The sequence below is a fragment of the Parascardovia denticolens DSM 10105 = JCM 12538 genome, from assembly GCF_001042675.1.
Classification (GTDB): Bacteria; Actinomycetota; Actinomycetes; order Actinomycetales; family Bifidobacteriaceae; genus Scardovia; species Scardovia denticolens.
The window spans coordinates 863,102-889,381 of sequence record NZ_AP012333.1 but is presented as its reverse complement, the minus strand read 5'-3'; the positions used below and the strand labels follow the sequence as shown (position 1 = coordinate 889,381).

General features: G+C 59.7%; 20 protein-coding genes and 1 other RNA gene. 6 read left to right on the top strand and 15 right to left on the bottom strand.

The genetic code is table 11. From position 1 onward, the window contains the following. Positions 1-122: 122 nt before the first annotated feature. A complete protein-coding gene (locus tag PSDT_RS03745; protein WP_036737418.1) occupies positions 123-2,078 on the bottom strand; it encodes an RNA polymerase sigma factor in 1,956 nt (651 codons plus the stop codon). A gap of 165 nt (positions 2,079-2,243) precedes the next feature. Then, on the bottom strand, positions 2,244-2,993 hold the full coding sequence (locus PSDT_RS03740; RefSeq protein ID WP_006289289.1) for a hypothetical protein: 750 nt from the start codon (positions 2,991-2,993) through the stop codon (positions 2,244-2,246). A gap of 239 nt (positions 2,994-3,232) precedes the next feature. On the opposite strand from PSDT_RS03740, the gene PSDT_RS03735 reads away from it, so the two are divergent. Together PSDT_RS03735 and PSDT_RS03730 are read left to right on the top strand one after the other, a co-directional pair. Continuing rightward, positions 3,233-4,342: a polyprenyl synthetase family protein gene (locus tag PSDT_RS03735; protein WP_223293562.1), complete on the top strand. Its 1,110-nt coding sequence runs from the start codon at positions 3,233-3,235 to the stop codon at positions 4,340-4,342. A 158-nt stretch (positions 4,343-4,500) separates the two neighbouring features. Then, on the top strand, positions 4,501-6,672 hold the full coding sequence (locus PSDT_RS03730) for a protein kinase domain-containing protein (RefSeq protein WP_006289291.1): 2,172 nt from the start codon (positions 4,501-4,503) through the stop codon (positions 6,670-6,672). A 93-nt stretch (positions 6,673-6,765) separates the two neighbouring features. Here PSDT_RS03730 and PSDT_RS03725 read toward each other — a convergent pair whose 3' ends face one another. Beyond that, positions 6,766-7,494 carry a lysophospholipid acyltransferase family protein gene (locus PSDT_RS03725; RefSeq protein ID WP_006289292.1) on the bottom strand — a complete coding sequence of 243 codons (729 nt, stop codon included), beginning with the start codon at positions 7,492-7,494 and terminating at the stop codon, positions 6,766-6,768. 53 nt (positions 7,495-7,547) lie between these two features. Here PSDT_RS03725 and PSDT_RS03720 point away from each other — a divergent pair, with 53 nt between their 5' ends. Further along, positions 7,548-8,078, top strand: a complete 531-nt coding sequence (locus PSDT_RS03720) for a hypothetical protein (protein WP_006289293.1) — start codon at positions 7,548-7,550, stop codon at positions 8,076-8,078. Positions 8,079-8,211: 133 nt separating this feature from the next. On the opposite strand, the gene PSDT_RS03715 is transcribed toward PSDT_RS03720, so the two are convergent. From PSDT_RS03715 to hpf, 3 genes are all read right to left on the bottom strand, one after another. Beyond that, the gene (locus tag PSDT_RS03715; RefSeq protein ID WP_006289294.1) at positions 8,212-9,159 is read right to left on the bottom strand and encodes an ROK family glucokinase; all 948 of its coding nucleotides are present in this window, start codon (positions 9,157-9,159) and stop codon (positions 8,212-8,214) included. A gap of 211 nt (positions 9,160-9,370) precedes the next feature. After that, positions 9,371-12,184, bottom strand: coding sequence for a preprotein translocase subunit SecA (gene secA, locus PSDT_RS03710; RefSeq protein ID WP_036737420.1), 2,814 nt, complete (start codon positions 12,182-12,184; stop codon positions 9,371-9,373). A gap of 251 nt (positions 12,185-12,435) precedes the next feature. After that, a complete protein-coding gene (hpf, locus tag PSDT_RS03705) occupies positions 12,436-13,122 on the bottom strand; it encodes a ribosome hibernation-promoting factor, HPF/YfiA family (RefSeq protein WP_006289296.1) in 687 nt (228 codons plus the stop codon). Positions 13,123-13,278: 156 nt separating this feature from the next. Between hpf and rnpB the strand changes: the two genes are divergently transcribed. Then, positions 13,279-13,642: RNase P RNA component class A (rnpB, locus tag PSDT_RS07865), an RNA gene on the top strand. A 105-nt stretch (positions 13,643-13,747) separates the two neighbouring features. On the opposite strand, the gene PSDT_RS03700 is transcribed toward rnpB, so the two are convergent. The 9 genes from PSDT_RS03700 to miaB all read right to left on the bottom strand — a co-directional run bounded on the left by PSDT_RS03700 (position 13,748) and on the right by miaB (position 24,099). Continuing rightward, positions 13,748-14,383 carry a regulatory protein RecX gene (locus PSDT_RS03700; protein WP_006289297.1) on the bottom strand — a complete coding sequence of 212 codons (636 nt, stop codon included), beginning with the start codon at positions 14,381-14,383 and terminating at the stop codon, positions 13,748-13,750. A 12-nt stretch (positions 14,384-14,395) separates the two neighbouring features. Next, positions 14,396-15,517 (bottom strand): recombinase RecA, encoded by a 1,122-nt coding sequence (gene recA, locus PSDT_RS03695; protein WP_006289298.1) that lies wholly within the window; start codon positions 15,515-15,517, stop codon positions 14,396-14,398. 210 nt (positions 15,518-15,727) lie between these two features. Continuing rightward, positions 15,728-15,961, bottom strand: a complete 234-nt coding sequence (locus PSDT_RS03690; RefSeq protein WP_006290448.1) for a DUF3046 domain-containing protein — start codon at positions 15,959-15,961, stop codon at positions 15,728-15,730. Positions 15,962-16,039: 78 nt separating this feature from the next. Then, positions 16,040-16,609, bottom strand: coding sequence for a helix-turn-helix domain-containing protein (locus PSDT_RS03685; protein WP_006290449.1), 570 nt, complete (start codon positions 16,607-16,609; stop codon positions 16,040-16,042). Between the two features lie 175 nt (positions 16,610-16,784). Next, positions 16,785-17,429, bottom strand: coding sequence for a CinA family protein (locus tag PSDT_RS03680; RefSeq protein WP_006289301.1), 645 nt, complete (start codon positions 17,427-17,429; stop codon positions 16,785-16,787). 124 nt (positions 17,430-17,553) lie between these two features. Further along, the gene (gene pgsA, locus PSDT_RS03675) at positions 17,554-18,219 is read right to left on the bottom strand and encodes a CDP-diacylglycerol--glycerol-3-phosphate 3-phosphatidyltransferase (RefSeq protein WP_171821010.1); all 666 of its coding nucleotides are present in this window, start codon (positions 18,217-18,219) and stop codon (positions 17,554-17,556) included. Between the two features lie 112 nt (positions 18,220-18,331). Continuing rightward, entirely contained in the window at positions 18,332-21,484 is a 3,153-nt protein-coding gene (locus PSDT_RS03670) for an FtsK/SpoIIIE family DNA translocase (RefSeq protein WP_006290451.1), read from the bottom strand. Between the two features lie 79 nt (positions 21,485-21,563). Next, positions 21,564-22,559, bottom strand: coding sequence for a tRNA (adenosine(37)-N6)-dimethylallyltransferase MiaA (miaA, locus tag PSDT_RS03665; protein ID WP_006290452.1), 996 nt, complete (start codon positions 22,557-22,559; stop codon positions 21,564-21,566). Between the two features lie 34 nt (positions 22,560-22,593). Continuing rightward, on the bottom strand, positions 22,594-24,099 hold the full coding sequence (gene miaB / locus PSDT_RS03660; RefSeq protein ID WP_006290453.1) for a tRNA (N6-isopentenyl adenosine(37)-C2)-methylthiotransferase MiaB: 1,506 nt from the start codon (positions 24,097-24,099) through the stop codon (positions 22,594-22,596). Between the two features lie 163 nt (positions 24,100-24,262). Between miaB and PSDT_RS03655 the strand changes: the two genes are divergently transcribed. Continuing rightward, on the top strand, positions 24,263-25,060 hold the full coding sequence (locus PSDT_RS03655; RefSeq protein ID WP_006289306.1) for a GTP pyrophosphokinase: 798 nt from the start codon (positions 24,263-24,265) through the stop codon (positions 25,058-25,060). Between the two features lie 163 nt (positions 25,061-25,223). Further along, positions 25,224-26,162, top strand: a complete 939-nt coding sequence (locus PSDT_RS03650; protein WP_006290456.1) for a Bax inhibitor-1/YccA family protein — start codon at positions 25,224-25,226, stop codon at positions 26,160-26,162. Positions 26,163-26,280: the final 118 nt, after the last annotated feature.

Sequence of the window (26,280 nt, the reverse complement as noted above, 5' to 3'; positions counted from 1 at the left end):
TGATGTCTTGAACGTCCCGGACGTCCTGAATGCTTTGGATATCCCCGATATCCTGAAAGTCCTGGATCTCCGGGAAGCCCGGGAAAACCGGAAAATCCTGTTCCGACCAAGCCTTTCCCCCGTCACTCCTGGTCGAGGAAGTCCTGCAGGGTCTGAGACCGGGAAGGATGACGGAGCTTGGACATGGTCTTGGACTCGATCTGCCGGATGCGCTCGCGGGTCACGCCATAGACATGCCCGATGTCATCCAAAGTCTTGGGCTGACCGTCTTCCAGACCGTAACGCATTTTGATGACTCCGGCCTCCCGAGGGCTGAGGGTCTCCAGGACTTGCTTGAACTGTTCCTGAAGGAGGGAGAAGGCGACCGCTTCGGACGGGGCGATGGCGTCGGTGTCCTCGATCAGGTCGCCGAATTCCGAGTCGCCGTCTTCACCCAAAGGCGTGTGCAGGGAGATGGGCTCGCGGCCATACTTCTGCACTTCCTGGACCTTTTCCACCGGCATGTCCAGCTCGCGGGCCAGTTCATCGGGCGTAGGTTCGCGACCCAGATCCTGCAGCATCTGCCGCTGGACCCGGGAAAGCTTGTTGATGACTTCCACCATGTGGACGGGCACGCGGATGGTCCGGGCTTGATCGGCCATGGCGCGCGTGATGGCCTGACGGATCCACCAGGTGGCGTAGGTGGAGAACTTGAAGCCTTTCTTCCAGTCGAACTTTTCCACGGCGCGGATCAAACCAAGGTTCCCCTCCTGGATCAGGTCGAGGAAGAGCATGCCACGGCCGGTGTAACGCTTGGCCAGGGAGACGACCAGACGCAGGTTGGCTTCCAGCAGGTGGTCTTTGGCCTTGCGCCCATCGTTCGCCGCCCACTTGAGTTCGCGTTTGCGCTGGAAAGTCATTTGGTCGGCCGGGGTGGTGTCCAGGAGATGCTGGGCGTACAAACCGGCTTCGATGCGTTCGGACAGGTCGACTTCCTGCTGGGCGTTCAGCAGGTTGACCCTGCCGATTTGCTTCAGGTAGTCCTTGACCGGGTCGGAGGTGGCTCCCGTCGTCAGGATGCGACGCTTGGGGTTGCCAGCCGGAGTGACGCTTTCCTCCTCGTCGTCATCGTCCTTTTCGCTGACCACGAAGGCGCCCTCTTCCAAAGGCTTTTTCTCGACGGGGGCTTCCTCTTCCTCGTCTCCTTCGTCCTCCAGGTCCTTTTCCTCCGAGTCGGTGACGATGTTTTCGTCATCCTCTTGGATCGGGTCCCCGTTCTCGTCCAGCTCCACAGAGTCGTCGATGTGGTCCAGGGCATTCACGGCGTGGCTGCCTGGCCCCAGATCGCCATCCATGTCATCGTCATCGTTCAAGGACTGGTCATCCTCATCCGAGGCGGAAGTGGACTCGTCGACCTTGTCTTCCTCGACTTTGCCCTCCTCAGCCGAGGCTTCCTCGGCCGGCAGGTCCTCGTCCTCGGTCTTTTCGGCGGACTTCGCGGAGGACTTCTTGCCGGTTTTTTCGCTGGTCTTGGCGGCGACCTTCTTAGCGGAAGCCTTCTTGGAGGTGGTTTTCTTGGCGGAAGCCTTCCCCTCCTCTTTTTCCGTCTCGTCGGTCTTCCGGGACTTGCCTGTCTTGGCTGCTGTAGGCTCGGCCGCCTTGGACTGAGCCTCTTTTGCCTCGGTGGAACTGGCCTTCTTCGCCTTCGAGGTGGAAGAGGATCTCGAAGCCGCCTTCGTCTTTGGGGCCTTGGTCGCCGAAGTCTTGGTGGATTTCACGGTCTTCGCGGAATCCTCAGCCTTCTCAGTCTTGTCCGACTTCACGGTCTTCGCAGATTTGCCCTTGTTGGATTCAGCTGATTTCTCAGCCTTGTCGGACGCAACTGACTTCTTGGCCTTCGCTGGCTTCTGAGTGGAAGCAACGTCTTTTTCGGCTACAGGTTCGACCTTCCCCGATTCGGTCTTGTCTGACTTGGCCTTCGCTGATGTGGCTTTGGCCGAGGCGGCTTTGGAACTCGGCTTTTTCACCGTGGTTTTCTTGCTGGCGGTCGCTTTCTTCGTCCCCGTGGCCTTTTTCGTCTTGGTCCTGGAAATTTTCACCTCGGAACCCTTTACAGACGCATCGATTTCCGATACAGTGACAGTAGGATTCGCATCGGTCGTGACGGTTTTCTTGGTGGCCACGTTTCCTCCTCGGTGGGAGCCCCAAATGGGCATAGTTCAGGCAAGTGCAACTATCTGTAATGAACCATAGCCATGGGACAATTATTCCGAAGACGTCCGGCAGATCGATTCCCGCTGCCTCCTTTCCCTTTCCCGATACCATGCCGGCATGGCCTGCCATTCCACCGCCTGTTTGACGATGGATGCCAAAGCGCAATCCTCATTCAGGCCCAGGCTGATCTTGGCGTATGACACGCTCAGATGGGGATAGCCCAGCCACCAAGCGATATAGGCCAAAGTCGCGTTCAGCTGAGCCCGGTAGGCCTCTCCCACGCAATTCTCCCAAGCGCGCAGGAGGACGAAGAGACGCTGGCCCTGTTTGGTCCTGCGCGGAGCGCGGATGTCGTTGAAGGCGGGGTTGAGGCAGGCGCATACCAATTGCGTGCTTTCCTTGGTCTGCGGTTTGCAGGCGATCACCTGTCCCTGCCGGATGTCCAAGGACTTGATGCACATGCAGATGATGGAGTCCCTCACCGCCCTGATATCGGTGATGGCGACGATGAGGATCAGGCAATCGCGAAGGGTGAGGGGATCGATCTCTTCCACCGAGCTTTCTAGGAAATCATGCATATGGGCTATGGGTTCGGCGAACCATCGGCAATCGCTCTCCACTAGGCCCAGTTCTCTCCGGTCTGAACGGATGGCCTGCCGAATGGCCCGCATCTGCCTCTCATCCTCCTCCCGCCTCGCCGGCTGGGGCTGGGGGTAGGAGACCCGCTCCTTCACCCGGTCCTTCTCCTTCAGCCGCATATCCGCTTCGGTCTCGTTCTGCCAATTCCGCCGTTCCATCATGACTCCTTTCCTTTTCTTCCGTCACCCGCAATGGGCCGGCGACGAGATGGTGGCCATCGGTACAGACCAGTGTGACCGTCCTCCTGCGGAATTTCAATCGGGAAAAGGCAATGTGGTCGAATGTGAACAAGTGCCGCCATGAGCCTTCGTTTTTCCACAATTGGCAGGTCTGTCGGTAGACTGAAAACCAGGGACAAACACAATAATGTGCACAAGTTCCGCCATGGTTGGGGATGAATATGGAAATCAGCAGAAAAACCATTGACGACCGTCTGAGCTATCTCGTCTCTCAGAACCTGCGCGAAGCCCTGTTCGAGGGTGATTTTGCCGTTCCTGTGGCCCATGAGGATTATCTGGCCCTCCTGACCGACCAAGCCCTGTCCTCCTCGCGAGGAGGAAAACGCCTGCGGGCTCTTCTTCTCTGCCGGACCTGCCAGGCCTTGCGCCTGCCTGAGGAAGATTGGGACGCGGCCATCGATCTGGCCTGCGCCATCGAGATATTCCAGACCGGGGCCTTGGTCCATGATGACATCATCGATGACTCCGACCTGCGCCGCGGAGCCCCCTCGGCCCATAAGGCCTTCGCCTCCCACCTGCTGAAGCGATCTTCCACAGCCCGGCAGGATGGCCTAGGGCTCGGCCTCATGCTGGGAGACCTGCTGGCCACGGAAAGCGTCGACCTGATCCAGGAGGCGTCATCGCGGCTGAGCGTTCCGGAAAGCTTGAAATCAGTCATCATGACCGCCTTTCTGACCATGCACAGGCAGGTGGAAATCGGCCAAGTCCTTGATCTTTCCATGGAGACGGTCGATCTGCACGACCCCGCCTCGATCGAAGGCGGAGCCTTGGCCACCTACGTCTGGAAGACGGCCAGCTACACGACCATCGCCCCTCTTCGGATCGCCTTCCTGGCTTGCGGCTTGGATCAGGAGACCTCCCATGAAGTCAGCCAAGCTGTCGGCCTTCCCCTAGGAGTCGCCTTCCAGCTCAAGGACGACCTGATCGACGTGACCGGGCTCCATACCGGCAAACCCGTGGGCGGGGACATCATCGAAGGCAAGAGGACCGTTCTTCTGGCCGATGCCCTTTCGTGCGCGAACGAGGAGGAAAAGGAGACCCTCCTGACCCTTTATTCGGCCCGGAAGCGGAACCAGTCCAACGTGCGGACGGCCGTGGAGATTTTCCGGAAGACGGGGGCTCTGGAGCGGAACCAGAAGAGAATCGACTCCCTCTATCGCCAAGCCAGGTCCGGTTTGGAGAAGGCCTTGGACCATATGCAGGAGTCGGGCTTGACCCTGGATGAAAAGGGGAAGCAAGCCTTGCTCGGCCTCCTTCCCCTTTTCGTTTGACTTCCGTCTGATTTCCCTATGGATTTCGCTTAGCTTCCGTCTGCCCGATAGGCCGCTTCTTCTATACTTGACTGATATGACTTCTTCAAGCCGAGGAAGGACGGGAGCGGCCTGAGGCTGCGAGCGGGTATACAGGTTTCCAGCAGGGGATTGGGATTATGACGACGACACAAGGACAGCAGAGGCCGGTCGGCCAACTTGTGGACGGCCGTTATCTGATCGTCGGCAAAATCGCCGAAGGTGGCATGGCTTCGGTCTATCAAGCCCGCGACCAGCGTCTGGGCCGGCAAGTCGCTTTGAAGATCATGCACGCCCAGCTGGCTCAGGGACCTCACGCCCAGGAATACATAGAACGTTTCCACCGGGAGGCCCGGTCGGCCGCGGCCGTCTCCAACCCCCACATCGTGCCCGTCTATGACACCGGCACCTATGACGGACGCTCCTATCTGATCATGGAGCTGATCCAAGGGGTGACCTTGCGTCAGGAGTTGGATTCCCATAAGACCTTCTCCGTCCACGAAACCCTGGTCATCCTCACCCAGATCCTGGAAGGCTTGGCGGCCGCTCATGAAGCCCGCGTCATTCACCGGGACATCAAGCCAGAGAACATCATGATCACCCGCCATGGGCAGATCAAGATCACCGATTTCGGCCTGGCCAAGGCCACCTCCCAGGAAACCCTGTCCGCCACGGGGATGCTTCTGGGAACCGCTTCCTACCTGGCCCCGGAGATGATCGAAGACAACATCTCCAGCCCCCAGTCGGACCTCTACTCCTTGGGGATCGTCGGCTGGGAGATGCTGACCGGCCACACCCCTTTCAGCTCAGCCAACCCGGTGACCGTCGTCTTCAAGCATGTGCACGACGACGTCCCCACCTTGGAAAGCGTAGATCCGCGGATTCCCCACCCCGTCAGCGAATTCATCGCCTCCCTGGTGGAGAGGGACCCACGGCGACGTCCGGAGAACGGCTTCGAGGCCCTCAGGCAGATCCGGGTCGTCAGCCACCAAGTCAGTCCGGAGCAGGGGGCCATCCGTCTCTCCCCTCGGCCTGCCACCGCTTCCTCTTCTTCCCCCTCGTCTTCACCATCATCCCTTTCGTCCCCTGATTCGTCATATGCCCCCATCCCGGCGACCCCAGGCAGAACGGGCAAACCGACCATCAGGCAAGTTCCGCAGAAAACCAAGCCATCCGACCTCCCCTCCTTCTTGGCCGACTCCTCCTCAGGGGAAAAGACCCTCCCAGCCCCCCTGCCTCCGGTGAGTCCGGCTGAGCAAAGGGCTAAGGAAGAAAACCGGACCAAGGCCCTGCCTCAGGAGAAGCCGAAAAAGAAGCATCAAGCCCGGCTGCTGATTCTGGCCGGCATCCTAGCCCTCTTCATGGCGATAGCAGGCCTGACCTGGTTCCTGGTCGGTCCCGGCAGCTATTACGTCCTGCCTTACAGCCCCGGGGCCTCCTGCGTGACGGACCCCGCCTCTTCGAACCAGACCTGCTCCATCCGAGGAATAGATTTCCGCTCTTACAAGACCACTTTGGATCAGGAAGGCATTCCCTACCACGTGATCTACGCCTTCGACGACACGATTCCGGCCGGCAAAATCGTCTCCGCCAACCACGAAACTTTGGGATCCCACATCAACAAAAGACATGATTCCCTGAAAATCACGGTGTCCAAGGGGGTTCGGATGCTGACCATCCCCTCCGACATCGCCACAGCGACCAGCGCCCACGGCAAAAAACCCTTGGAGACCTTGAAAAAGCTCGGCTTCACTAGAATCATCCATCATCCTTCCCAAGATGAATATTCCCTGACCGTCCCCCGCGGGGCCGTGACTTCCATCGACCCCAAGCCGGGGAGCCGTATCAAACACAACGCCCCGGTGACCGTGGTCCTCTCCCTCGGTCAGAAGGACGTGGCCATGCCCAGCATCATCGGGCTCGAATGGAGTCAGGCTCAACCGATGCTGGCCCAGGCCCGGCTGCAGGTGACGGTCAAACGGGTTTATTCGTCGGATATCGCCAAGGACCATGTCATCTCCGCATCCGCCCAGGCCGGGGCCCAGCTGCATTGGAACGACAAGGTGACAGTCACCGTTTCCTTGGGGCCGCTGACAGTGACCGTGCCCGATGTGACCGGCATGTCTTACGGTGAGGCCAAAAAGAAGCTGGAGGACCTAGGCTTCACCGTCACCCGCAAGACAGGTTTCGGCTTGGGGGACACGGTGATCGACCAGTCTTTGGAAAGCGGGATGAAAGTCCCCGTCGACCAGCTGGACTCCGATAAGGGGACAATTGAACTGACCACCGGCCTCTTCTCTTTTGGCTTCTGAAGTCGTTCCGGCTCTTCCGCCTTTGCGCCCTGCGGCTTCGCATCCATCAGCGGCTTCCGCGCCTCCTTGCAGCGGCTTCCCTTCATACACCTTCTACTGGTCCTGCTGATTCTCCTTCTTCTCTCCCGCCTTCAACGCTTCCGAGGCTTCCAACCTTTTCTTGACCACTTGAGCGTATTCATCAACGTATTCCTGCCCAGTAATCTCCCGAATGGCCTTGGTGATCTGATCGGCGAAGGCGCGGATCTCTTCATGGGTCGCTTCCCTGCCCAGTTGCACCTGAGGCGGATACAGGGGCCGGCCATACACCACTTTGCATCGTCCCTTCGAGGGAATCACCTGGCCGATGGGCATGAGCTTATCCGTCCCGAACAGGCCCGTGGGGATGACCGGGCATCCGGTCTCCAAAGCCAGACGGGCGGCCCCGGTATGGGCTTTATACAGGCGACCGTCAGGGCTACGCGTGCCTTCGGGATGGATGCCGAAAAGATGCCCTTCCTCGATGATATTCTTCGCCGTGCTCATGGCCCCGGCCGCCGCCGCTCCCCCGGAACGGTCCACGGGGAAAACCCCCACGGAGGTGAACCACCATTTTTTGAAAGCGCCTTTGATCCCTTTGCCTGTGAAGTATTCGCTCTTGCCCATGTAATGGACCATACGGGGCGAAGTGATGGGAATGATGGCGTCGTCGATGACGGACAGATGATTGGCCGCGATGATCCCACCCCCGCTTTTGGGGATGTTCTCAGCCCCTTGGACCGTGGGGTCGAAGCGATGCCGGGCCCAGGGTCCGAGAGTCCTGACGAAGAACCAATACAACATGGACGCTCCTTTGCTCCTGGTAATCTATCGGCGTCAACTACTACAGTATAGGTATGGCCGATAACAATCATGAGACCACTTCCCCTCCCGCCGGCTCCGATCCGGACGCCGATTGGCAAGCCTTCCTGGACGAGCATGAGGACGAATTCGCTTCCATCTCCCGCTCCAAAGACGCTAGGAAATTCGAAAAGAAAGTCCGCAAATCCAAAGAGAGACTGGATTCCCAAGGGGCTTTCTCCTCCCGTGATTTCAAGAATTCCGCTTTTGTCGCCGGAAATCCGGCCGGTCCGAGGACTTTCTCCACTCCCTGGCTGGATGCGGACGAGGCCAATGATCACTTTGACCCGCCGACGAACTTGGCTTCCCTCTCCATCAGCCTGATTCTGGCCCTTGTCTTTCTCGTCTTGGGCGTGGTCCTTTTCATCCTGGCTTTGAACGATCACGCACAATCCGGCTCCCTGTCCTTCTTCTGCGCCCTGGCCCTTCTCCTCGCACTGGGGCTCCTGATCGGTTCCCTCCGTTCCGCCCGGCATCACGCCTCACCGTCCGATGGACCGGTCTATGAGGATGCGGCCCGAGTCTGAAAGCGGGCTTAAGGCAAAGCAGATCAGATCCGAAAAAGAATTTCCCCGACCAATCCGGGGGCAGCGCCTCGGTCGGTCAGGGAAATCGACACTAAGCAATAAGTCACTCAGCAAGCTGCCAAGCCGCGACAGGTCAGCGCAAAGCCAAGTTGGCGGCGCCGATTAAGCCCGCATCCTGGCCGGCTGTCGCGGGGACGATTTCGGCCTTCCGGCGGTAAGCACTGGCCTGCAGGAAACGCACATAGGCGGCCCGGGCCGGGTCCAGAAGCACGTCTCCGGCGGAGATCACCCCGCCTCCGATCACGTAGATGTCAGGGTCCAAAACGGCCGAGATGGCGGCCATGGTGCGCCCCAGCCATTCACCAATCTTGTTGAAGGCGTACAGACCGAGCACATCGCCCTCTTCCGCGGCCTGGGAGACCATCTTGCCCTTGAGCTCATCCACATCGCCGTTGCACAGTTCCAGCAGACGGGCGGCGTCCTGAGGACGACGGCGGACGGCGGCCCGGGCGAAACGCTCCAAGGCGTTGCCGGAGGTATAACGTTCGGCGCAACCGCGCAGGCCGCAACCGCAGAAGTCCCCATCGGGGACCATGGGCATATGCCCCAGCTCGGCGGCCATGCCGAAAGAGCCCCGGTAAAGCTCGCCGTTCAAGACGATGGCTCCGCCCAAGCCGGTGCCGACCGTCAAAGCCACCATGTTGGTGTGGCCCTGGCCGGCCCCATGCACGAATTCGCCCCAACCGGCGCAATTGGCATCGTTCTCCACGATGACCGGCACCTCGTGGTTGATTCGCTCTTCGATGTGGGCGGCCAAATCATACTGGATCCAAGCGGGGATGTTGGCGGAGAAGACGATGGTGCGCCGATCCTCCTTCACATTGCCAGCGGCGGAGATTCCGATGGCGGCGATGTCCGAATAGATCTTCTTCGCCTCCAGATAGGTGGAAGCGATATGTTTATCAATGGCTTGGGATTCCTTGGGAGTGGGAACCGTCCACGAACGCACGATCGAATCCGTTTCATCGCAGATCCCAATGGCGATCTTCGTTCCGCCAATATCAACGGCCATAGTATGCATGTCTTGACACTCCTTTGTCGTACGAGGCAATGCGCCCGCCTAGACAGTCACTATTTAGACGGGACTTGGTTCACTTGTGAAGCGCCGGCGATGCGGCCTGACGCCCCCCTTCACAGGGTTCAGTTTATACTATCGAGCCCCCAATAAAAAACGGCCGGGAAAGCCCGTGTGTCTTACCGACTGCGAGGCTTTCCCGACCGAAGTCTTGCCCTTATTTCTCTTCGTTCTGGCCGTGGCACATCTTGTATTTGCGTCCGGAGCCGCAGGGGCAAGGGGCGTTCTTCGACGTGCCGGGGAAAGTGCGTCCATCAGCCCACGGGGTCTTGAGCTCGTCGCTCTTGGGCCGCTTGGACAGGGGGACCTTCTTATCCTCGTGGGTCATAGGCTCCAAACCGGTGACGGACCCCTCGTAGCTGTGGGATTCCAGCCTGTCTTCGGTCTCATCCAGATCAGAGACCTCGTCCCCATCTGATTCCACGGAATCAGGATCGGTCGGAGATGAATACTCAAGCTGGTCGCTTTCCTCTTGTTCTGCCTCTTCCTCAGCCCGGGCCACGGCTTGCAAGTCCAGGTTGAACAAGAGCTGGATGACCTCTTCCTTGATGGAGTCCACCATGGAGTTATACATCTGGAAGCCTTCGCGCTGGTACTCAACCAGAGGATCGCGCTGACCCATGCCACGCAGGCCGATGCCGTCCTTGAGATAATCCATCTCATACAGGTGCTCGCGCCACTTGCGGTCCATGGTCGCCAAGACCACGCGTCGTTCGATCTCCCGCATACTGTCGGCGCCGATCTCGTCTTCGCGCTTGTCGTATTCCTCCTTGACCTGCTCATAGATCGCGTCCACGAGCTTGATCCGGGCCTTCTCGCCTTTCAGCCCGTCCAGGGAGTCAAGGACGGCGTCCTTGTCGAAGTCAAGAGGCATGACGCTTTCCAAGGCCTTCCACAGGCCATCGAAGTCCCAGAGGGCGACCTTGTCGGACCCGCGCGAAGCCCCGCGCACGTACGAGTCGATGACGGACTTGATGAAGTTCTGGACATCGGACTGGATATCGGCCCCTTTGAGGACCTCCATCCTTTCCTTGTAGATGACCGTACGCTGCTTGTTCATGACGTCATCATACTTAAGCACGTTCTTACGCATTTCGTAATTGCGGGCTTCCACGGACTTCTGGGCGTTTCGTACCCCCTTGGAGACGCTCTTCTGCTCCAGGGGCTCACCTTCCGGCATGTTGTTGCGCATGATGGCGGCCACCAGCTGGGTGTTGAACAGGCGCATCAGGTTGTCTTCCAAAGACAAGTAGAAACGGGATTCACCGGGGTCGCCCTGACGGCCGGAACGGCCTCGCAACTGGTTATCGATGCGGCGGGACTCGTGGCGTTCGGTGCCGAGCACGTACAGGCCGCCCAGCTTGACGACCTCCTCATGTTCATCCTTCACCTGCTGCTTGATGTCATCCAAGGTTGACGGCCACAGGCGCTCGTAGTCTTCGGGAGTGTCCTCGGCCGAATACCCTTGGGATTTGAGCTTCTGGTCGGCCAGGAATTCCACGTTGCCGCCCAGCATGATATCGGTACCACGACCGGCCATGTTGGTGGCCACGGTCACGGCCCCTTTGCGGCCTGCGACGGCGACCACGGCCGCTTCGGCCTCGTGGTGCTTGGCGTTCAGGACCTTGTGAGGGATCTGGGCCACGTCGAGCAGGGAGGAGACCACTTCGGACGCTTCCACGGAGGCGGTGCCCAGCAGAACGGGCTGGCCCTTGGCGTAGCGGTCGGCCACGTCCTTGACGACGGCTACCAGCTTCTCCTTGCGGGTGCGGAAAACCAGGTCATCCTGGTCCTTGCGGATCATGGGCCGGTTGGTGGGGATGGGAATGACGCCCAGCTTGTAGGTGTTCATGAACTCGGCCGCTTCGGTCTCTGCGGTACCGGTCATGCCAGCCAACTTGTCATACATGCGGAAGTAATTCTGCAGGGTGATGGTGGCGAAGGTCTGGTTTTCGGCCTGGACTTCCACCCCTTCCTTGGCTTCGATGGCCTGGTGGAGGCCTTCGTTGTAACGGCGGCCATGCAGCATGCGGCCGGTGTGTTCATCCACGATGAGGACTTCCCCGCCTTGGACCACGTAATCCTTATCCCGCAGGAAAAGCTCCTTGGCCTTGATGGCGTTGTTCAGGTAGCCGATCAAGGCGGTGTTGCTGGGCTCGTAGAGGTTATCGATGCCCAGGTAGTCCTCCACCTTGGTGATGCCGGGATCCAGGATGCCGATGGTCTTCTTCTTTTCGTCCACCTCATAGTCCACGTCGCGTTCCAGCTTAGGAGCCAGACGGGCGAACTGACGGTACCAGCGGCTCACGTCCCCTTCAGCCGGGCCGGAGATGATCAGAGGGGTACGGGCTTCGTCGATGAGGATGGAGTCGACTTCATCGACGATGGCGAAATGATGGCCTCGCTGGACCAATTCACCCTTGTCCCAGGCCATGTTGTCGCGCAGATAGTCGAAACCGAACTCATTGTTGGTCCCGTACGTGATGTCCGCGTTGTACTGTTTGCGCCTTTCGGCAGGTTGCTGATCGGTGATGATGCAACCGGTGTCCATCTTCAGGAAACGGAAGATACGGCCCATGAGCTCGGACTGGTAACTGGCCAGGTAATCGTTGACCGTGACCACATGGACGCCTTTCCCTTCCAAGGCGTTCAAATAAGCGGGAAGGGTGGCCACCAGGGTCTTGCCTTCACCGGTCTTCATCTCGGCGATATTCCCCCAATGCAGGGCCGCGCCGCCCATGAGCTGCACATCGAAGTGACGCTGCCCCAAGGTCCGTTTGGAGACTTCGCGCACGGTGGCGAAGGCTTCGGGCATGAGGTCGTCTAAAGAGGCGCCATTATCGAGCTTCTTTTTGAACTTGGCCGTCTGGCCTTTGAGCTCATCATCGGTCAGGGCGGAAATCTCGTCTTCCAGATTATTGGTGGCTTCAGCGACGTTCTTCAACTTGCGCAGCTGAGAGCCTTCACCCATTCGTAGTGCTCGATCCAGTAATGACACTGCATGCTCCTTGCGTAGACAGTGAGCCTGATTGTCCGGACTGAGGCTCACTACAGACAAACTTTTATTATAGTACCCAATCGCATTGATATTTGACCCCGGCTTTAGCCAAGGCGGGCAGGACGCAAGAAAGGCGTCGGAAGCATGGGCTCCGACGCCTTGCCGATCATGCGCGGAAAGGTTTGCGCGCTACGCGATCTTCACTTGGTCGCGTACTTCATGACTTACTTCTTAGCTTTGGCTTTCGCCTTCTCCACGTTCTCAGCGGTGTCGATCTCGAAGACGCCGTAGCTCCATCCGTGACGATGGTAGACCACGGAAGGACGGCCGGTGTCGATGTTGGTGAAGAGGAAGAAATCATGGCCGATCAGTTCCATCTGGTTGATGGCGTCGTCGATGGTCATCGGTTCTGCGATATGGAGCTTGCGGCGGATGGTGATGGGGGTGTCCCCTACGCGCACTTCGACGGATTCGCCCGGCCCCAAGTCGCCGGCCACAGCCGCATCCGTGCTGTTGGATTCAGGCTCGGCCTCGGCCTCCTCCTGAACGGCGGGCTCTTCCTGGGCCACGCCCAGGTCCACGGGAACCTGGTTGTTGTAGCCACGGCGATGGTCCTTGCGGCGGTCGCGGGAGCGACGCAGGCGGAGGGTGAGCTTATCGAGGGCCAGGTCCAGGGCGCTGTACTCATCGGAGCTGGATGCTTCGGCCCGAACCACGGTTCGACCTGCGTAGACGGTGATTTCCACCCGCTTGGCGGTGTCTGCCTGGCGGGGATTTCCTTCATGGGAGACGACGACGGTCACACGTTCCGCGTCAGGAGCGATTGCGGTCACACGATTCATCTTGCTCTCAATCACGTCGCGGTACTTCTGCGAGATGCTGACGCGCCGTCCGGTTACTGCAATTTCCATGTGAACCTCCTACAATTGGAGCGGCTAAGCCGCTATCGGCATCGACTTCTACGTCGATATACCCCTATCTTAACTCACTTTCTTTCGCCCACATGCATATCGACTCATCGTGTCGCCAGGGCGAGCCGATTCCCCCGCTCTTGCTATCCTTGTTCCCGAGACCTCTTGATGGCCGCGGTCCCATGGACTGAGGAACTTCCGGGCTCCACAGAGCACGATAGCGGATAACGTCCGCCCAGGGCGACCTGAGAGATAGCGCAACAGAAAGCAAACCGCTTCCCCCCGCCTTTTCAAAAAGCGGGCGAGTAAGGGTGAAAGGGTGGTGTAAGAGACCACCGGGTTGGCGGTAACGTCAACCGCATGGCAAGCCTTATCGGGAGCAAGGCCAAGCAGAAGACGTTCGAGGGTTGCTCGCCCGAGTCTTCGGGTAGGCCGCTGGAGCTTAGCGGCGACGTTGAGTCGAGATGGATGGCCATCCCTCTTCGGAGGACAGAACCCGGGGTATAAGAGGTCTCACCCCTCATCCTTGATTCGAACCTTGATTTTCGCTTCCTTGGTTTGGTCCTTTCTTCATCGCTCCAACCTCCTATGCCCCAACACCCATACTCCAACCCCTATCCCTGGTTCACTCCTCTTCCCTGAGGAGGCCCGCATACCGTTTGATGGCGGTGGGTCCATGGCCCTTCCTGGCTCCAGCCGACCAGTAACGACGCAGACGGACCTGATAATCAAGCCCCTTCGTTTTCCGGGCGACTTTCCGGGCGAGTTCGTAAGCCGCTTGGTCGAAACGCCCCTCCGCCTCGGCTTGGGAGACGCAAGCGGCGGCTAGGCGGTCGTCCACGGCTTTCTTCCTCAACTCCTGCCGGGTCCCATAAGCCCCCATGTTCCGTGACAGACAGTAGGAAACAAGGGCATGGGCGTAGGCCTCATCATCAATGAGCCGGGAAGCGACGAGCCGGGAGACGACGCGGTCTATCAGGTCAGGGTCATAACCCTTGTCCCGCAACCGCTGGGTCAGGGCTCCGGAGGACCGGGGGGCCGCATCCAAGAGGCGTAAGGCCGCCTCTTGGCAATGGTTCTCCTCATCACTGCGATAGAGGTCCCCACCTTCGGCTTCGGAAACGGGGTCGACATCGGAAGCACGATCAGCGACGGAATCGCCGTCATGGCCAAGACAGCCGCCGACGCTCTGATCATCGACCTCATCGGGACCCGAATCCGAAGCAGGGTGACGGGCCAGGAAGTCTTCAGCGGATATCATGAGAGGAAAAGGTCATTCCTTCACGATGGGGACAGAATCGTCCTCTCCCTTGGCTCCATCATCCGCCGCAGAAGGGCTTTCGCCTTCTTGGGAAGCGGCATCGGGGTTGGGATCGGGAATCACCCCATAAGCGACTTTGACCTTCGTCTCGATTTCGTCCGCGAGCTGAGGATTGTCTTTGAGGAATTGACGGGCCTTTTCCCTGCCCTGGCCCAGCTGGTCCCCATCATAAGTGAACCAGGATCCGGACTTCTTCACCAAGCCCAAGGCCAACCCCATATCCAGAATGGACCCTTCACGGGAAACGCCCTCCCCGTAGAGGATGTCGAATTCCGCCGATTTGAAAGGCGGGGCCATCTTGTTCTTCACGACCTTGACCCTGGTGCGGTTGCCGACGGCTTCGTCCCCGTTCTTCAGAGTCTGGATGCGGCGGATGTCCAAACGAACGGAAGCATAGAACTTCAAGGCCTTGCCACCGGTCGTCGTTTCCGGGTTCCCGAACATGACCCCGATTTTCTCGCGCAGCTGGTTGATGAAGATGGCTGTGGTGTTGGATTGGGACAAGGCGCCGGTCATCTTGCGCAAAGCCTGGCTCATGAGCCTGGCCTGCAGACCCACATGGCTGTCCCCCATCTCCCCATCGATTTCCGCCTTGGGAACCAAGGCGGCCACGGAATCGATGACGATGATGTCCAAAGCCCCCGACCGGATGAGCATATCGGCGATCTCCAAGGCCTGCTCCCCGTTGTCAGGCTGGGAGATGATCAAGGAATCGGTGTCCACGCCCAACTTCCGGGCGTATTCGGGATCCAAGGCATGCTCGGCATCGATGAAGGCGGCCACCCCGCCAGCCTTCTGGGCGTTGGCCACGGCGTGCAAAGCGATGGTCGTCTTACCGGAAGATTCAGGGCCATAAATCTCCACGATTCTGCCCCGGGGCAGGCCTCCGATGCCCAAGGCCAAGTCCAAGGCCAAGGAACCCGTGGGAATCACTTCGACGTGCTGAACGGGCTTATCCCCCAAACGCATGGCCGACCCCTTGCCGAAGGTCTTCTCCACCTGGGCCAAAGCGGTGTCCAAGGCCGCCTGGCGACGAGCGTCTTGGGCGCTGGCCGTATCTTTTGTGCGTGTCATCTCAGCTCCTTTAACTATTGCTGTTTGCCAGAGTTTCCTCTGCCTCCATCATGCCAGAGGAAAAGGAAAGAATCATCTTTCCGCAGCAATGTGGTCGAATGTGGATAACACACCCCACCAACGGCTTTCCATTTTTCCTTTTTTATCATACAATGCGGTTCGAACATCTGTTCGATTAGACACGCGGGAATCCCCATTCTGGCAAGCCCTTCAGGCGGCCGGCAAAGGCGGGGCGGCATGGTCCTTCCCCCACCGTCGAGAATCGGGGATATCCATCTGGTCGCAGAAAACGTTCCAGACAACACGGGGCTCCACCCCGGCGGCCAAGGCCTCGTTGACGGTCATGGAATCAAGCCGGTCCAGACGCTGGTCTTTGGCCAGGCTGCGGCCATAGACCCGGCCGAACACCTCTTCCAGCAATTCCCAAAATTCACGTTCTCGCATTGACATAGTATCCAGTTCACACCAGGAAAGAGACAAAAAAGCGGAGACCGTCGCCGGCCTCCGCCATCGGGAAGAAAATCACAAAGCCATGGGATTGGACACAGGGGAAGAAGCCAAAGCCACGCCCTTGGCCTTCTTCTCAGCCACGCGCAACTGCTTGGCCACCATGATCAGCATGTCGGACAAACGCACGCCGAGCGCCTCGGTGATGGAGGTCAGCAGTTCGGAGCTGGCCTCTTTCTGACCGCGTTCCACTTCCGACAGATAGCCCAATGACACGCCTGCCCGTTCGCTGATTTCGCGTAAGGTCTTGTGGTCCTTCGTCCTCAGGGAGCGTAGGACCCCGCCTTGGACCTTCCGCAGGGAAATCTCGCTGTCGTCCTGGTGGTTCTTCTGAGGGGAAGGTGTGGTCGCAAACATATCGTCATCACTTTCTGAGTTGGCCCACATACGGTGGAGGTTGTTTTCCCTTTCGTTCTTCGCGGCCCGAGCCTGACGGGCCCGAATGATCTGTTCTTGCGCCAGACGCACCGCCCTCTGCTGGGCAGGGGTGAGGTTCTTGTTGATGGCGTCGCCGCGATGCATATTCATCATTCCAGACCGGTCCATGGAGGTGGAGGTCGTGCGATTCAAAGTGGTTTCAGTCATGGATGCCTCCTTGTGGTCATATGTTGTTTCCGCAGTGTCTTCTTGTTTTCACGCTTCTGGCAGAGATAACACGAAGATGGCAGGTTTATTCCTGGCCAAGGAAGCTTTGTGAGCCAGGTCACGAAGGAGGGGAAAAAGACCAATGGACTGAAGCCGAGCGGGAATCCGCCCCGGTTCACGGCTGTTGCCGATATCCGACGGTCTGTTCTTGGGCCTTGAGTTTGGTCAGAAGCAGGTCAAGAACGGCATCCACCGTCCTCTCCCTGACCTCCTGCCGATCCCCTTGGCAATGCAACTCTTTGATGTAATAGGCGGCCACATAAGCACGGGACCGCAGGGAATTCTCGTAATCGATCTCCTCTTGAAGATCGGCAGCTTCGTCATCGGTAACCTGCGTGCGCTGTTGGGCCCCGTAAGGCAAGGCACAGGCGATATAGACGAGTCCGGCCGGCTTCCCCATGTCATCAGGTCCGGGGCCGGCGACCCCGGTGGTAGCTAGGCCGATGACGGAATCCTGATAGCCCTCATCGGCTCGGGAGTATAGCTTCCCTACTCCTTGGGCCATTTGCCGGGCTACTTGGGGATGCACCGCCCCGTAAGTCTCCAAGAGGGAGGGGTCCACGCCCAGGACGTTCATCTTCTCTTCGTCGGTGTAAGTGACGGCCGATCCCAAAAAGACGTCCGAGGCTCCGGGAATGCGCACGAAAGCGTCCGCCAGCAAGCCTGCGGTCAAAGATTCGGCGCAGGCGATGTGGAGCTTCTTTTCGCGGCAGATCTCCAGGATCTGGGCCGCCTTGTCATCTCTTTCTTGGACAGTCATGTTCGTCTTATCCCTTCCTTGCGGATTTTCTTGGGTTTCCAGATTTCCAGGTTTCCATGTCCCCAGGTCTCCAGCCCCCAAACTTCCCTGCTTCGAGTTTCAGGACTCTCCAGGGTCAAGCGGTTCAGGCCTGTTTTTTCTTCCCAGCCGACACCACCCCGTACACGTACATGAAGCCGGAATAGAGGCAGAGGGCCAGGGCCACCAGGGTGACGATCAGGGCGATGATCAGGTAGGCCTTGACCCAGCCTGCCTTCAAACCTGTCGCGGCCCAAGACCACACCGGAGCCAGGAGCAGGCTCAGGCCGACGCATTCGAAGACCGTCTTGAGCTTGCCCGCCATGTTGGCCGCGATGACGCTGCCGCCTTGATCGATGATGAAGAAACGCATGACGGTGATGCCCAGTTCGCGGATCAGGAAAAGGATGGTCACCCACCACCACAGCTCACCGAAAACGGACAGGAGAACCAGGGCCGAGCAGATGAGGAGCTTGTCGGCGATCGGGTCCATGAGCTTGCCCAGCTCGGTCACCTGATCGTATTTGCGGGCCAGATACCCATCAATCTTATCCGTGCTGGCGGCGAAGATGAAAAGAAGGGCGCCGACCCACCGCAAAGCGTAGGATTTCTGCCCGAAAGGCCCGGCCAAAGCGGTAAGCACGATGAAGACGATCACGAGGGCGATACGGGTGAAAGTCACCAGATTCGGGACGTTGTTCCACCCTTCAAAGAGGCTTTTCCCTCCTGCTGCGTCTGAAGATCGGGTCTGAGTTTCACGAGATTCCGTTATCGTTTTCCTTTCGCGTTCTATCGTCAGTGAAAATTTTCGCTGGCCTCTATGATATCCCTACGTTCGGGCAAAGGAAGCCCCGTCGGCGCCGTTTGCGCCGCCGGTTTTCGATTCAGCTCCGGGAGTAATAACGGCCGTAATCGTTGTCCGATTGCACCCGGTCGTTCTCCACGTGAGGCGGGGTGTTGAAGTCGTTCGGTCGCGTATGGGCCAGAGTGGCGGTCGAGGGATAATAGGCTTCCGTTTCCTCAGGAGGCAGGTAGGAGTCCGCCGGATCCTCTTGAGCCTGGCCATCGTCCAGAGGGGAATCCTGCTCCCCAAAAGAGGAGGTCTCCCCCGGCCTGTCCGGCTGGAAGGGGTGGTCCGCAGGAGCTGAGGCTCCCGCTGGAATCGGGGTGCCGGTCTGAGCCGATGAGCCAGTCGAGGGGGCGGCCTGACCTTGCTCTGGCGAGCCGGACGTGGTCTCGATGCTGGAGGCGTCCCCGCGGATGAAAGCGAGGACTTCCGGCAGCTGATCGGGCTGGACCAGGACCTCGCGGGCCTTGGACCCTTCGGACGGTCCGACCACTCCACGGGATTCCAGCAGATCCATGAGCCGGCCGGCCTTGGCGAAACCGATGCGGAGCTTCCTCTGCAGCATGGAGGTGGAACCGAACTGGGCCCCCACCACCAGCTCGGCGGCCTGGAGGAGTTCGTCCATATCGTCGCCGATCTCCTCGTCGATGGTCTTCTTGGCGTCCTGCTCCTGGGCCATCTCTTCGATGTCCTGACGATAGCGGGGCTTCTCCTGCTGCTTGACGAATTCCACCGCCTGGTGGATCTCCGACTCCCCCACCCAGGATCCCTGGACGCGGATCGGTTTGGCCTGTCCCATCGGCAGGAAAAGGGCGTCGCCTTGCCCGATCAGGGTCTCCGCCCCAGTGGCGTCGAGGATGACTCGGGAATCCGTAGCCGATGAAGTGGCGAAAGCCAGCCGGGAAGGAATGTTGGCCTTGATCAGGCCGGTGACCACATCCACGGACGGCCTCTGCGTGGCCAGGATCAGGTGGATGCCAGCCGCTCGGGCCAACTGGGTGATGCGCTGGATGGAGCTTTCCACGTCGTTCTTGGCCACCATCATCATATCTGCCATCTCATCGACCACGACAAGGAGATAGGGGTAAGGGGCCACCTTCCGGTTGGACCCGGCCGGCGCATGGACCTTGCCTTCGCGGACGGCTTTGTTGAAGTCTTTCACGTGCTTGAAACCGAAGAATTGCAGGTCGTCATAGCGGGCGTCCATCTCTTTGACCACCCATTCCAAGGCCTGGGCGGCCCGTTTGGGATCGGTGATGATGGGGGTCAGCAGGTGGGGGATGCCGGCGTAGGCGGTCAACTCCACCCGCTTGGGGTCGACCATGATCATCCGGACCTGTTCCGGGGTGGCCCTCATGACGATGGACATGAGCATGGAGTTGATGAAGCTGGACTTTCCTGAGCCGGTGGCGCCTGCGACCAAGAGGTGGGGCATTTTGGTCAGGTCGGCGGTGATGACGTGGCCTTCCACATCCTTGCCCAGACCGGCCAACATGGGGTTGGGGTCATTGAGGGCCACGTCGGACCGCAGGACGTCGCCCAGATGGACGATTTCCCTGTCCGCGTTCGGGATTTCGATGCCGATGGCGGATTTGCCCGGGATCGGAGAGAGGATCCGGACGTCGGAGGAGGCGACCGCGTAGGCGATGTTCCTTTGCAGGTTGGTGACCTTCTCCACCTTGACCCCAGGCCCCAGTTCGACTTCGTACTGGGTGACGGAGGGGCCGCGCAGGAAGCCGACCACCCGGGCGTCCACCCCGAATTGGCGGAAGGTGGCCTGGAGGGAGTTCATGACCCGTTCGTTTTCCGGGGTCTTGGTGGCGTGAGGTTTGCCTCGCTTGAGGAGGTTGAGGTCAGGGAGCTGATAGTGGCTGTTCCCGTTTCCTCCCCGACCATCGTCGGTGATGATGAACTCGTCGCCGGCTGAATTCGCCGCGGCCGCTGCCGCTACGGCGGAGGCAGGGTTCGCGCCTGCAGAGGCAGAGGAGTTCGGCGGATTTCCAGGACCCGCTGCCTCTGATGGTGCGGCCATGGCCCCAGCAGACCCGGTGCTTCCATCGTGGACGGCTGTTCCAGTGGACCCCGCGGAAGGACGGGCGAAAGCCACGGTCTTCCCTTCCTCATCATCGGCTTCCTGCCCCTGATCCTGATACAGGGTGGGTGGGAAGGAGGCGGAAGGCAGGGGCAGGGTTCCCCCATCGTCGAAGGCCCCGGATTCAGGGGAAGAATCCCCTTCCCGCTTATGGGCCTGGTCGAAGGCTTGATCCCCTTCGTAGGAATCCAGACCGTCATCCTTCTTCTTCCCTTTGAAGAAGCCCAGGAAGTGGTGGAGGAAAGAGGCATTGCCCGGGCCCTCTCCCTCCTCCCCATCATGAAGGGGGACGCCTTCGGCGAATCGCAAGGACCCGTCATCAGCGGTCGCCTGGTCCTCGGACTCCCCGTCCTTGGAGCGGGTCTTCCTGGAAGGAAGGGAGGAAATCATGTCGGGCAGGTCCGTCAGATGGGTGCGGGTGATCAGCAAGAGGGAGAAAAGGGCGATGACGACGAAAACGACCACGGCGAAAGGAACCGATAAGCCCCAGGCCAGAGGGGATCCGAGGGCGAACCCGAAGACTCCCCCCGCTCGCCGGACCGATTCCCAGCTGAAGCGCCGCAAAGGAGCGGAACGGACGGCGTCCAGGATCGAGCAGACCGACCAGAGAAGCAGCAACCAGCCGGCGACCACGCGGGAGTTATCGTAACTGGACTCCTGACCGACGTTGCGCAAAAGACGGATGGCGATGACGATCAACAGGATCGGCAGGAAGACGCTCATCAGGCCGAAAGCGCCGGCGGCGAAATCATGCAAGGCCCGGGCCAGGATCCCATTCACCCGGAACCACTCGCTGGCGATGAAGAGAATGGCGAAAATGAGCAAAAGGAAGCAGAGCCCGTCACGGGTGGCTTCATCGTCGTCGGTCCCGGCGCCGGTGACTCCCCTGATCAGTTTCCCGAAGGCGCGGGGGAGGAAAAGAAGGATCCGGTACCACAGGGGTTCCTGGGACCGCTGGGAGCCCCGGGCCTGTCCCGCAGGCGCTCCCGCCCTGCCCTTGCCGGATTTGGAGGCGGACCGTGAGCGCGCCGAAGGATCCGGGTCCTTGTCCGTGTTCAGATCCCGGGGTCTGCGTGATGATGAATTTCCTCTTGCCATAACTTTTCAAGGATACAAAGGCAAGGCCGGTCGCGAGGTGCCAAAGCGGGAAAATCCACAAAAATCACAAGCTTGCGATTCAGGCGGCGGTCTGACCCAGATGATGCTGCACGAAGGAATCCGCCTGGGCGTCTTGGTCATCGAAATCGCCCGCATCGGCGTGGTCCACCAAAGCCAGGGCTGCCTCCACCAAATCCGGACGGGTGGCCGTCAGCCAATGGATGCGTGGGTCGCGGCCGAACCAGCCCATCTGTTTGCGGGCCAGGCGGCGGGTCTTCCGGGCGATGAGGGCGTATGCCTCGTCTTCGCTGATGAGGCCATCCAGAAAGTCGATGATCTGCTGATATCCCAAAGCCCGGGCGGCCGTTGGCCCCAGGTGGGGACGGATCCTTTCCACTTCGCTGGTGAAGCCGGCCCTCCGCATCCCCTGAGTACGCTCATCGATCCTCCGGTCCAGCTCCTGACGGGACAGGTCCAGGCCGATTTGCAGGCTTCCGATGGCGTATTCGTATCGGGGCAGACTGGCCGAGTAGGGACGTCCGGTCAGCTCGATGACTTCCAAGGCGCGGACGGTGCGGCGGATGTTGTGCTCATCCATATGGGAAGCGGCCAGTGGGTCTTTCTCTCGAAGGATGGAGAAAAGCGCTTCCGGGCCGAGGACCTTCCCTTCTTCCTCCCATCTCCTGCGGATATCCGAATCAGTCCCAGGAAAGGAAATCCGGTCAATGGCGGCGCGGGCGTAAAAACCGGACCCACCCACCAGGATGGGGCGAACGGACCGGGCCTGAAGGTCGGAAATCTCCTTGCGGGCCAAGTCCTGGAAGAGGGCGACGGTCATCACTTGACCGGGTTCCAGGATGTCGATCAGGTGATGGGGAACCAAGGCCCGTTCCTCCGCGGTGGCCTTGGCGGTGCCGATGTCCATCCCCTTGTACATCTGGTAAGCGTCCGCGCTGATGATCTCCGCCGCCTGGCCATGCTTGAACAAGGCCTGGGCCAGGGCTATGCCCAAGCCGGTCTTGCCGGAAGCGGTCGGTCCAATGATAGAGATCACCTTTTCCTGTTTTTCATCCATGCCCGTCACAGCCTTGATAGTCAGTCGCCGGTAGTCACCGGATCGAATAAGTCTGCCCAGCGGCGGGATCCGGGTCGGAAATCAGATAATGGCGGGCCGAATCGGTGACGGTGCAGGTGACGAAATCGCCCACCCGGGCGGCCGGGTAGCCTTCCGGAGGACCGATGTGAACCAGCGTCCCCGTCTTCTCCCGGCCGGTGATCCGGTGGGTGTTCCCGTCCTTCCGGCCCTGACCGGTGACCATGACTTCCACTTCCTTGCCGCGGAAGGCCTTCAGCCCCTCTTCCGTGATCTCCTCCTGCAGGTCGTGCAGGCGGGTGTAACGGTCGCGCATGACGTCCGCCGGGATCTGGGGCAGCAAGGCGGCAGGGGTCCCTGGCCGGGGGGAATACTCGAAAGTGTAGGCGGAGGCGAAACGAGCCTGGGAGATGAGGTCCAGAGTCCGTTGGAAATCCTCTTCGGTTTCTCCGGGGAAGCCCACGATCACATCCGTGCTGATTTGGGCGTCCGGCATGGCCGCACGCACTTTGCCGAGGATGTCCATGAACTTGGCCGTGCGGTAGGACCGACGCATGGCCCGCAGGATCCGGTCGGAGCCGGACTGCAAAGGCATGTGCAGCTGATGCATGACGTTGGGGGTCTCGGCCATGGCCTCGATGACGTCATCGGTGAAGGCGGCCGGGTGAGGGGAGGTGAAACGCACCCGTTCCAAGCCATCGATCTTCCCGCAGGCGCGCAGGAGTTTGGAGAAGGCGTAGCGGTCCCCCATGGAGTAACCGTACGAATTGACGTTCTGCCCCAGCAAGGTCACCTCTTTGGATCCTGCGTCCACGCACCGCTGGATCTCATCCAAGACGTCGCCCGGGCGGCGGTCCCTCTCACGTCCGCGCACGGATGGAACGATGCAGAAGGTGCAGGTGTTGTTGCAGCCCATGGAGATGGCGACCCAGGCCGAGACCCGGGAGGCGCGGGAGACGGGGAGCTGGCTGGGGAAATAGTCCAGGTCGGTAGCCACCTGCACTTGCGAGCGCCGCTCGGCCCGGGCCTTGTCCAAGAGACCGGTCAAAGAGCCGATGTTCTTGGTCCCGAAGACGGCGTCCACCCAGGGGGCCCGTTCGGTGATACGCTGGCGGTCCTTCTGGGCCATGCAACCCCCGACGGCGATCTGCAGGCGGGGGTTCTCCCTTTTGAGTTCCGCCCACTGGCCCAAGGTCCCGTACATGCGGTTGGAGGCGTTTTCGCGCACGGCGCAGGTGTTCATGACGATCAGGTCCAGATCATGGGAATCGATCTGGACTTGGTTGGCCTTCACGTACCCGTCCGATTCCAGGACGCCGGCGATGCGCTCGGAATCATGCACGTTCATCTGGCAGCCCAAGGTATGGACGTAATAGAGCCCTTTGCCCCGCCCCGCCTTGGCCGTCGATCCTTCAGCCGAGTCGGCGGCTTCGGCAGCCCCGCCGGTCGCCTCCTCAGCCACAGGCTTTTCAGCTGATGGCAAAGGCTCGCGTTCTTCGACCGTCATCATGTCTTCATTCATAGTTGCGATACTAGCTGATACGCGATACGGGAGGATCGTCCAAAACCATACGGGCCGAATCCGTCGGTCCTGTGCCTGGCCGGCATGATCAGCATGGCCGGCACGACCGGCATGGTCCGGCTGATTTTTCGCTACTATGGAAAAGAAGATTAAAGGGGATCGAATGATTTTAGACAGACAAGCCAGCATCAGCGACGCGGAGTTGCGCAGCCAGCTGGATGCGGTGGTCAAAGGCAGAAAGAACCTGACCGGGGACCTGGCCAATGCCGATATCGAGGAAATCGTGGACCACATGGGCGATTTCATCGACCTCATGCAGGTCTATCGAGGGGCTTTGCATGAAATCAGCACCAAGCTGGAGATCCTGGATGACGAATACCACGTCCGCTATGAGCACAATCCCATCCATCACATGGAACGGAGAGTGAAAAGCGTCCAGTCCATCATCGGCAAACTCCGCAAAAGGAACCTGCCCCTGACCGTCGAATCCATAGAAGAGAACATCTTCGATGTGGCAGGGATCCGGGTCATCTGCAACTATGTGGACGACGTCTATTCCGTGGCCAGCATGCTCTCGCGCCAATCGGACATAGAAATCCTGGCCGTCAAGGATTACATCGCCCATCCCAAACCCTCCGGCTATCGCAGCCTGCATGTCATCTATAACGTCCCCGTCTTCCTGACGACCGGGTCCAAAATCACCCCTGTGGAGGTGCAGTTCAGGACCATCGCCATGGATTACTGGGCCAGCCTGGAGCATAACCTGCGATACAAAGGCCATTTGAACCCTGAGCAGATAGCCAAGCACGCCGGGACCCTGCAGGATTGCGCGGCCACCTTGGCCCAGGTGGAGTCCACCATGCAGTCCATTCATCGGGAGATCGTGGACACCCCGCAGAACGCCGATGAAGACATCGACCTGACCGACCACAGCTACACGGTCATCAGGGACGACGACTGAGCGGAAAATTCAGCTTCCGGTCCGAGAACGCCGGCCCACTCAGGCTTTTATCAGCGACACAGTCTAGAATGACATTCCAAGAATCGATGAGCCGGGTCCGGCACGAATGCGGCGCGGAAAACAGGCCGCAGGATACCGGGTCCAATCATAAAGGAGTAGGGTTATGACGGATAACTTCAACGGACAGCCCCAGTACGGGCAGTATGACGCCGACGGTCATGGCGACCAGATGGGCCAAAGCCAGGGCCAGGGCGCCAATCAGCAATATCAAGGCGGCCAGCAGTACGGCCAGCAATACCAGCCGCAGCAGCAGGGTCAGCAGTATCCAGCCAACATCCAGTATGCGGGTCAGCAAGCCTATGCCAGTCAGCAAGGCCAACAATTCGCTCAGTTCTCCTCCCCCATGAACACCACCGCCGCTTACGCCCAGGACGAGCGCGCCCGCCACACATCCGTGACCCGCGCTTACTTCGAGATGTTCCTGGGGATTCTGGTCACCGCAGTCATCGCCGTCCTGTCCGCCATCAACGGATGGTTTATCTCCTTCTACCAGGCCACCGGCACCATCGGCTACTGGGGGATCGTCATCGCCCAGCTGGTCCTGGTCGTCGTCCTCAGCACCAACATCAGCAAGATGAATACGACGGTCGCCCGCCTCATCTTCTACCTGTACGCCGCTTCCATGGGATTCACCCTCTCCGTGGTCTTCGGCGTCTACGGTCTGACCACGATCGGTCTGGCCTTCGGCCTTTCCTCTCTCTTCTTCCTAGTCCTGACCATGATCGGCCTGACCACTAGGCGCAACCTCCTGGCTTGGGGCCCCATCCTCTTCGCAGCCCTGTTGACCCTGGTCGTCGTGGAAATCCTCTTGATGATCTTCAACGCCGGCGGCGCCACCATGCTGATCAGCGGGATCTCCATCGTCCTCTTCGCCGGCTTCACCGCCTACGACGCCCAGAAGACCCGTGTCATCCTGGGCCAGTATCAGGGCCAGCCTGAGATGATCAAGAAGGTCTCCATCCTGTGCGCTTTGGACCTTTATCTGGACTTCATCAACTTCTTCGTCAGCCTCCTGCAGCTTCTGGGAGGGAGCAGCGACTGAGCGAGACCGACGGTCCTTCGATCCTTCCCTTTCCCGGTTCCTTCATCGGCGATTCTTTTGCTTGGATGACAGGGCCGGGAATTTTTTGAGACCTGGTCATGGGACCGCGCGAGTCTCT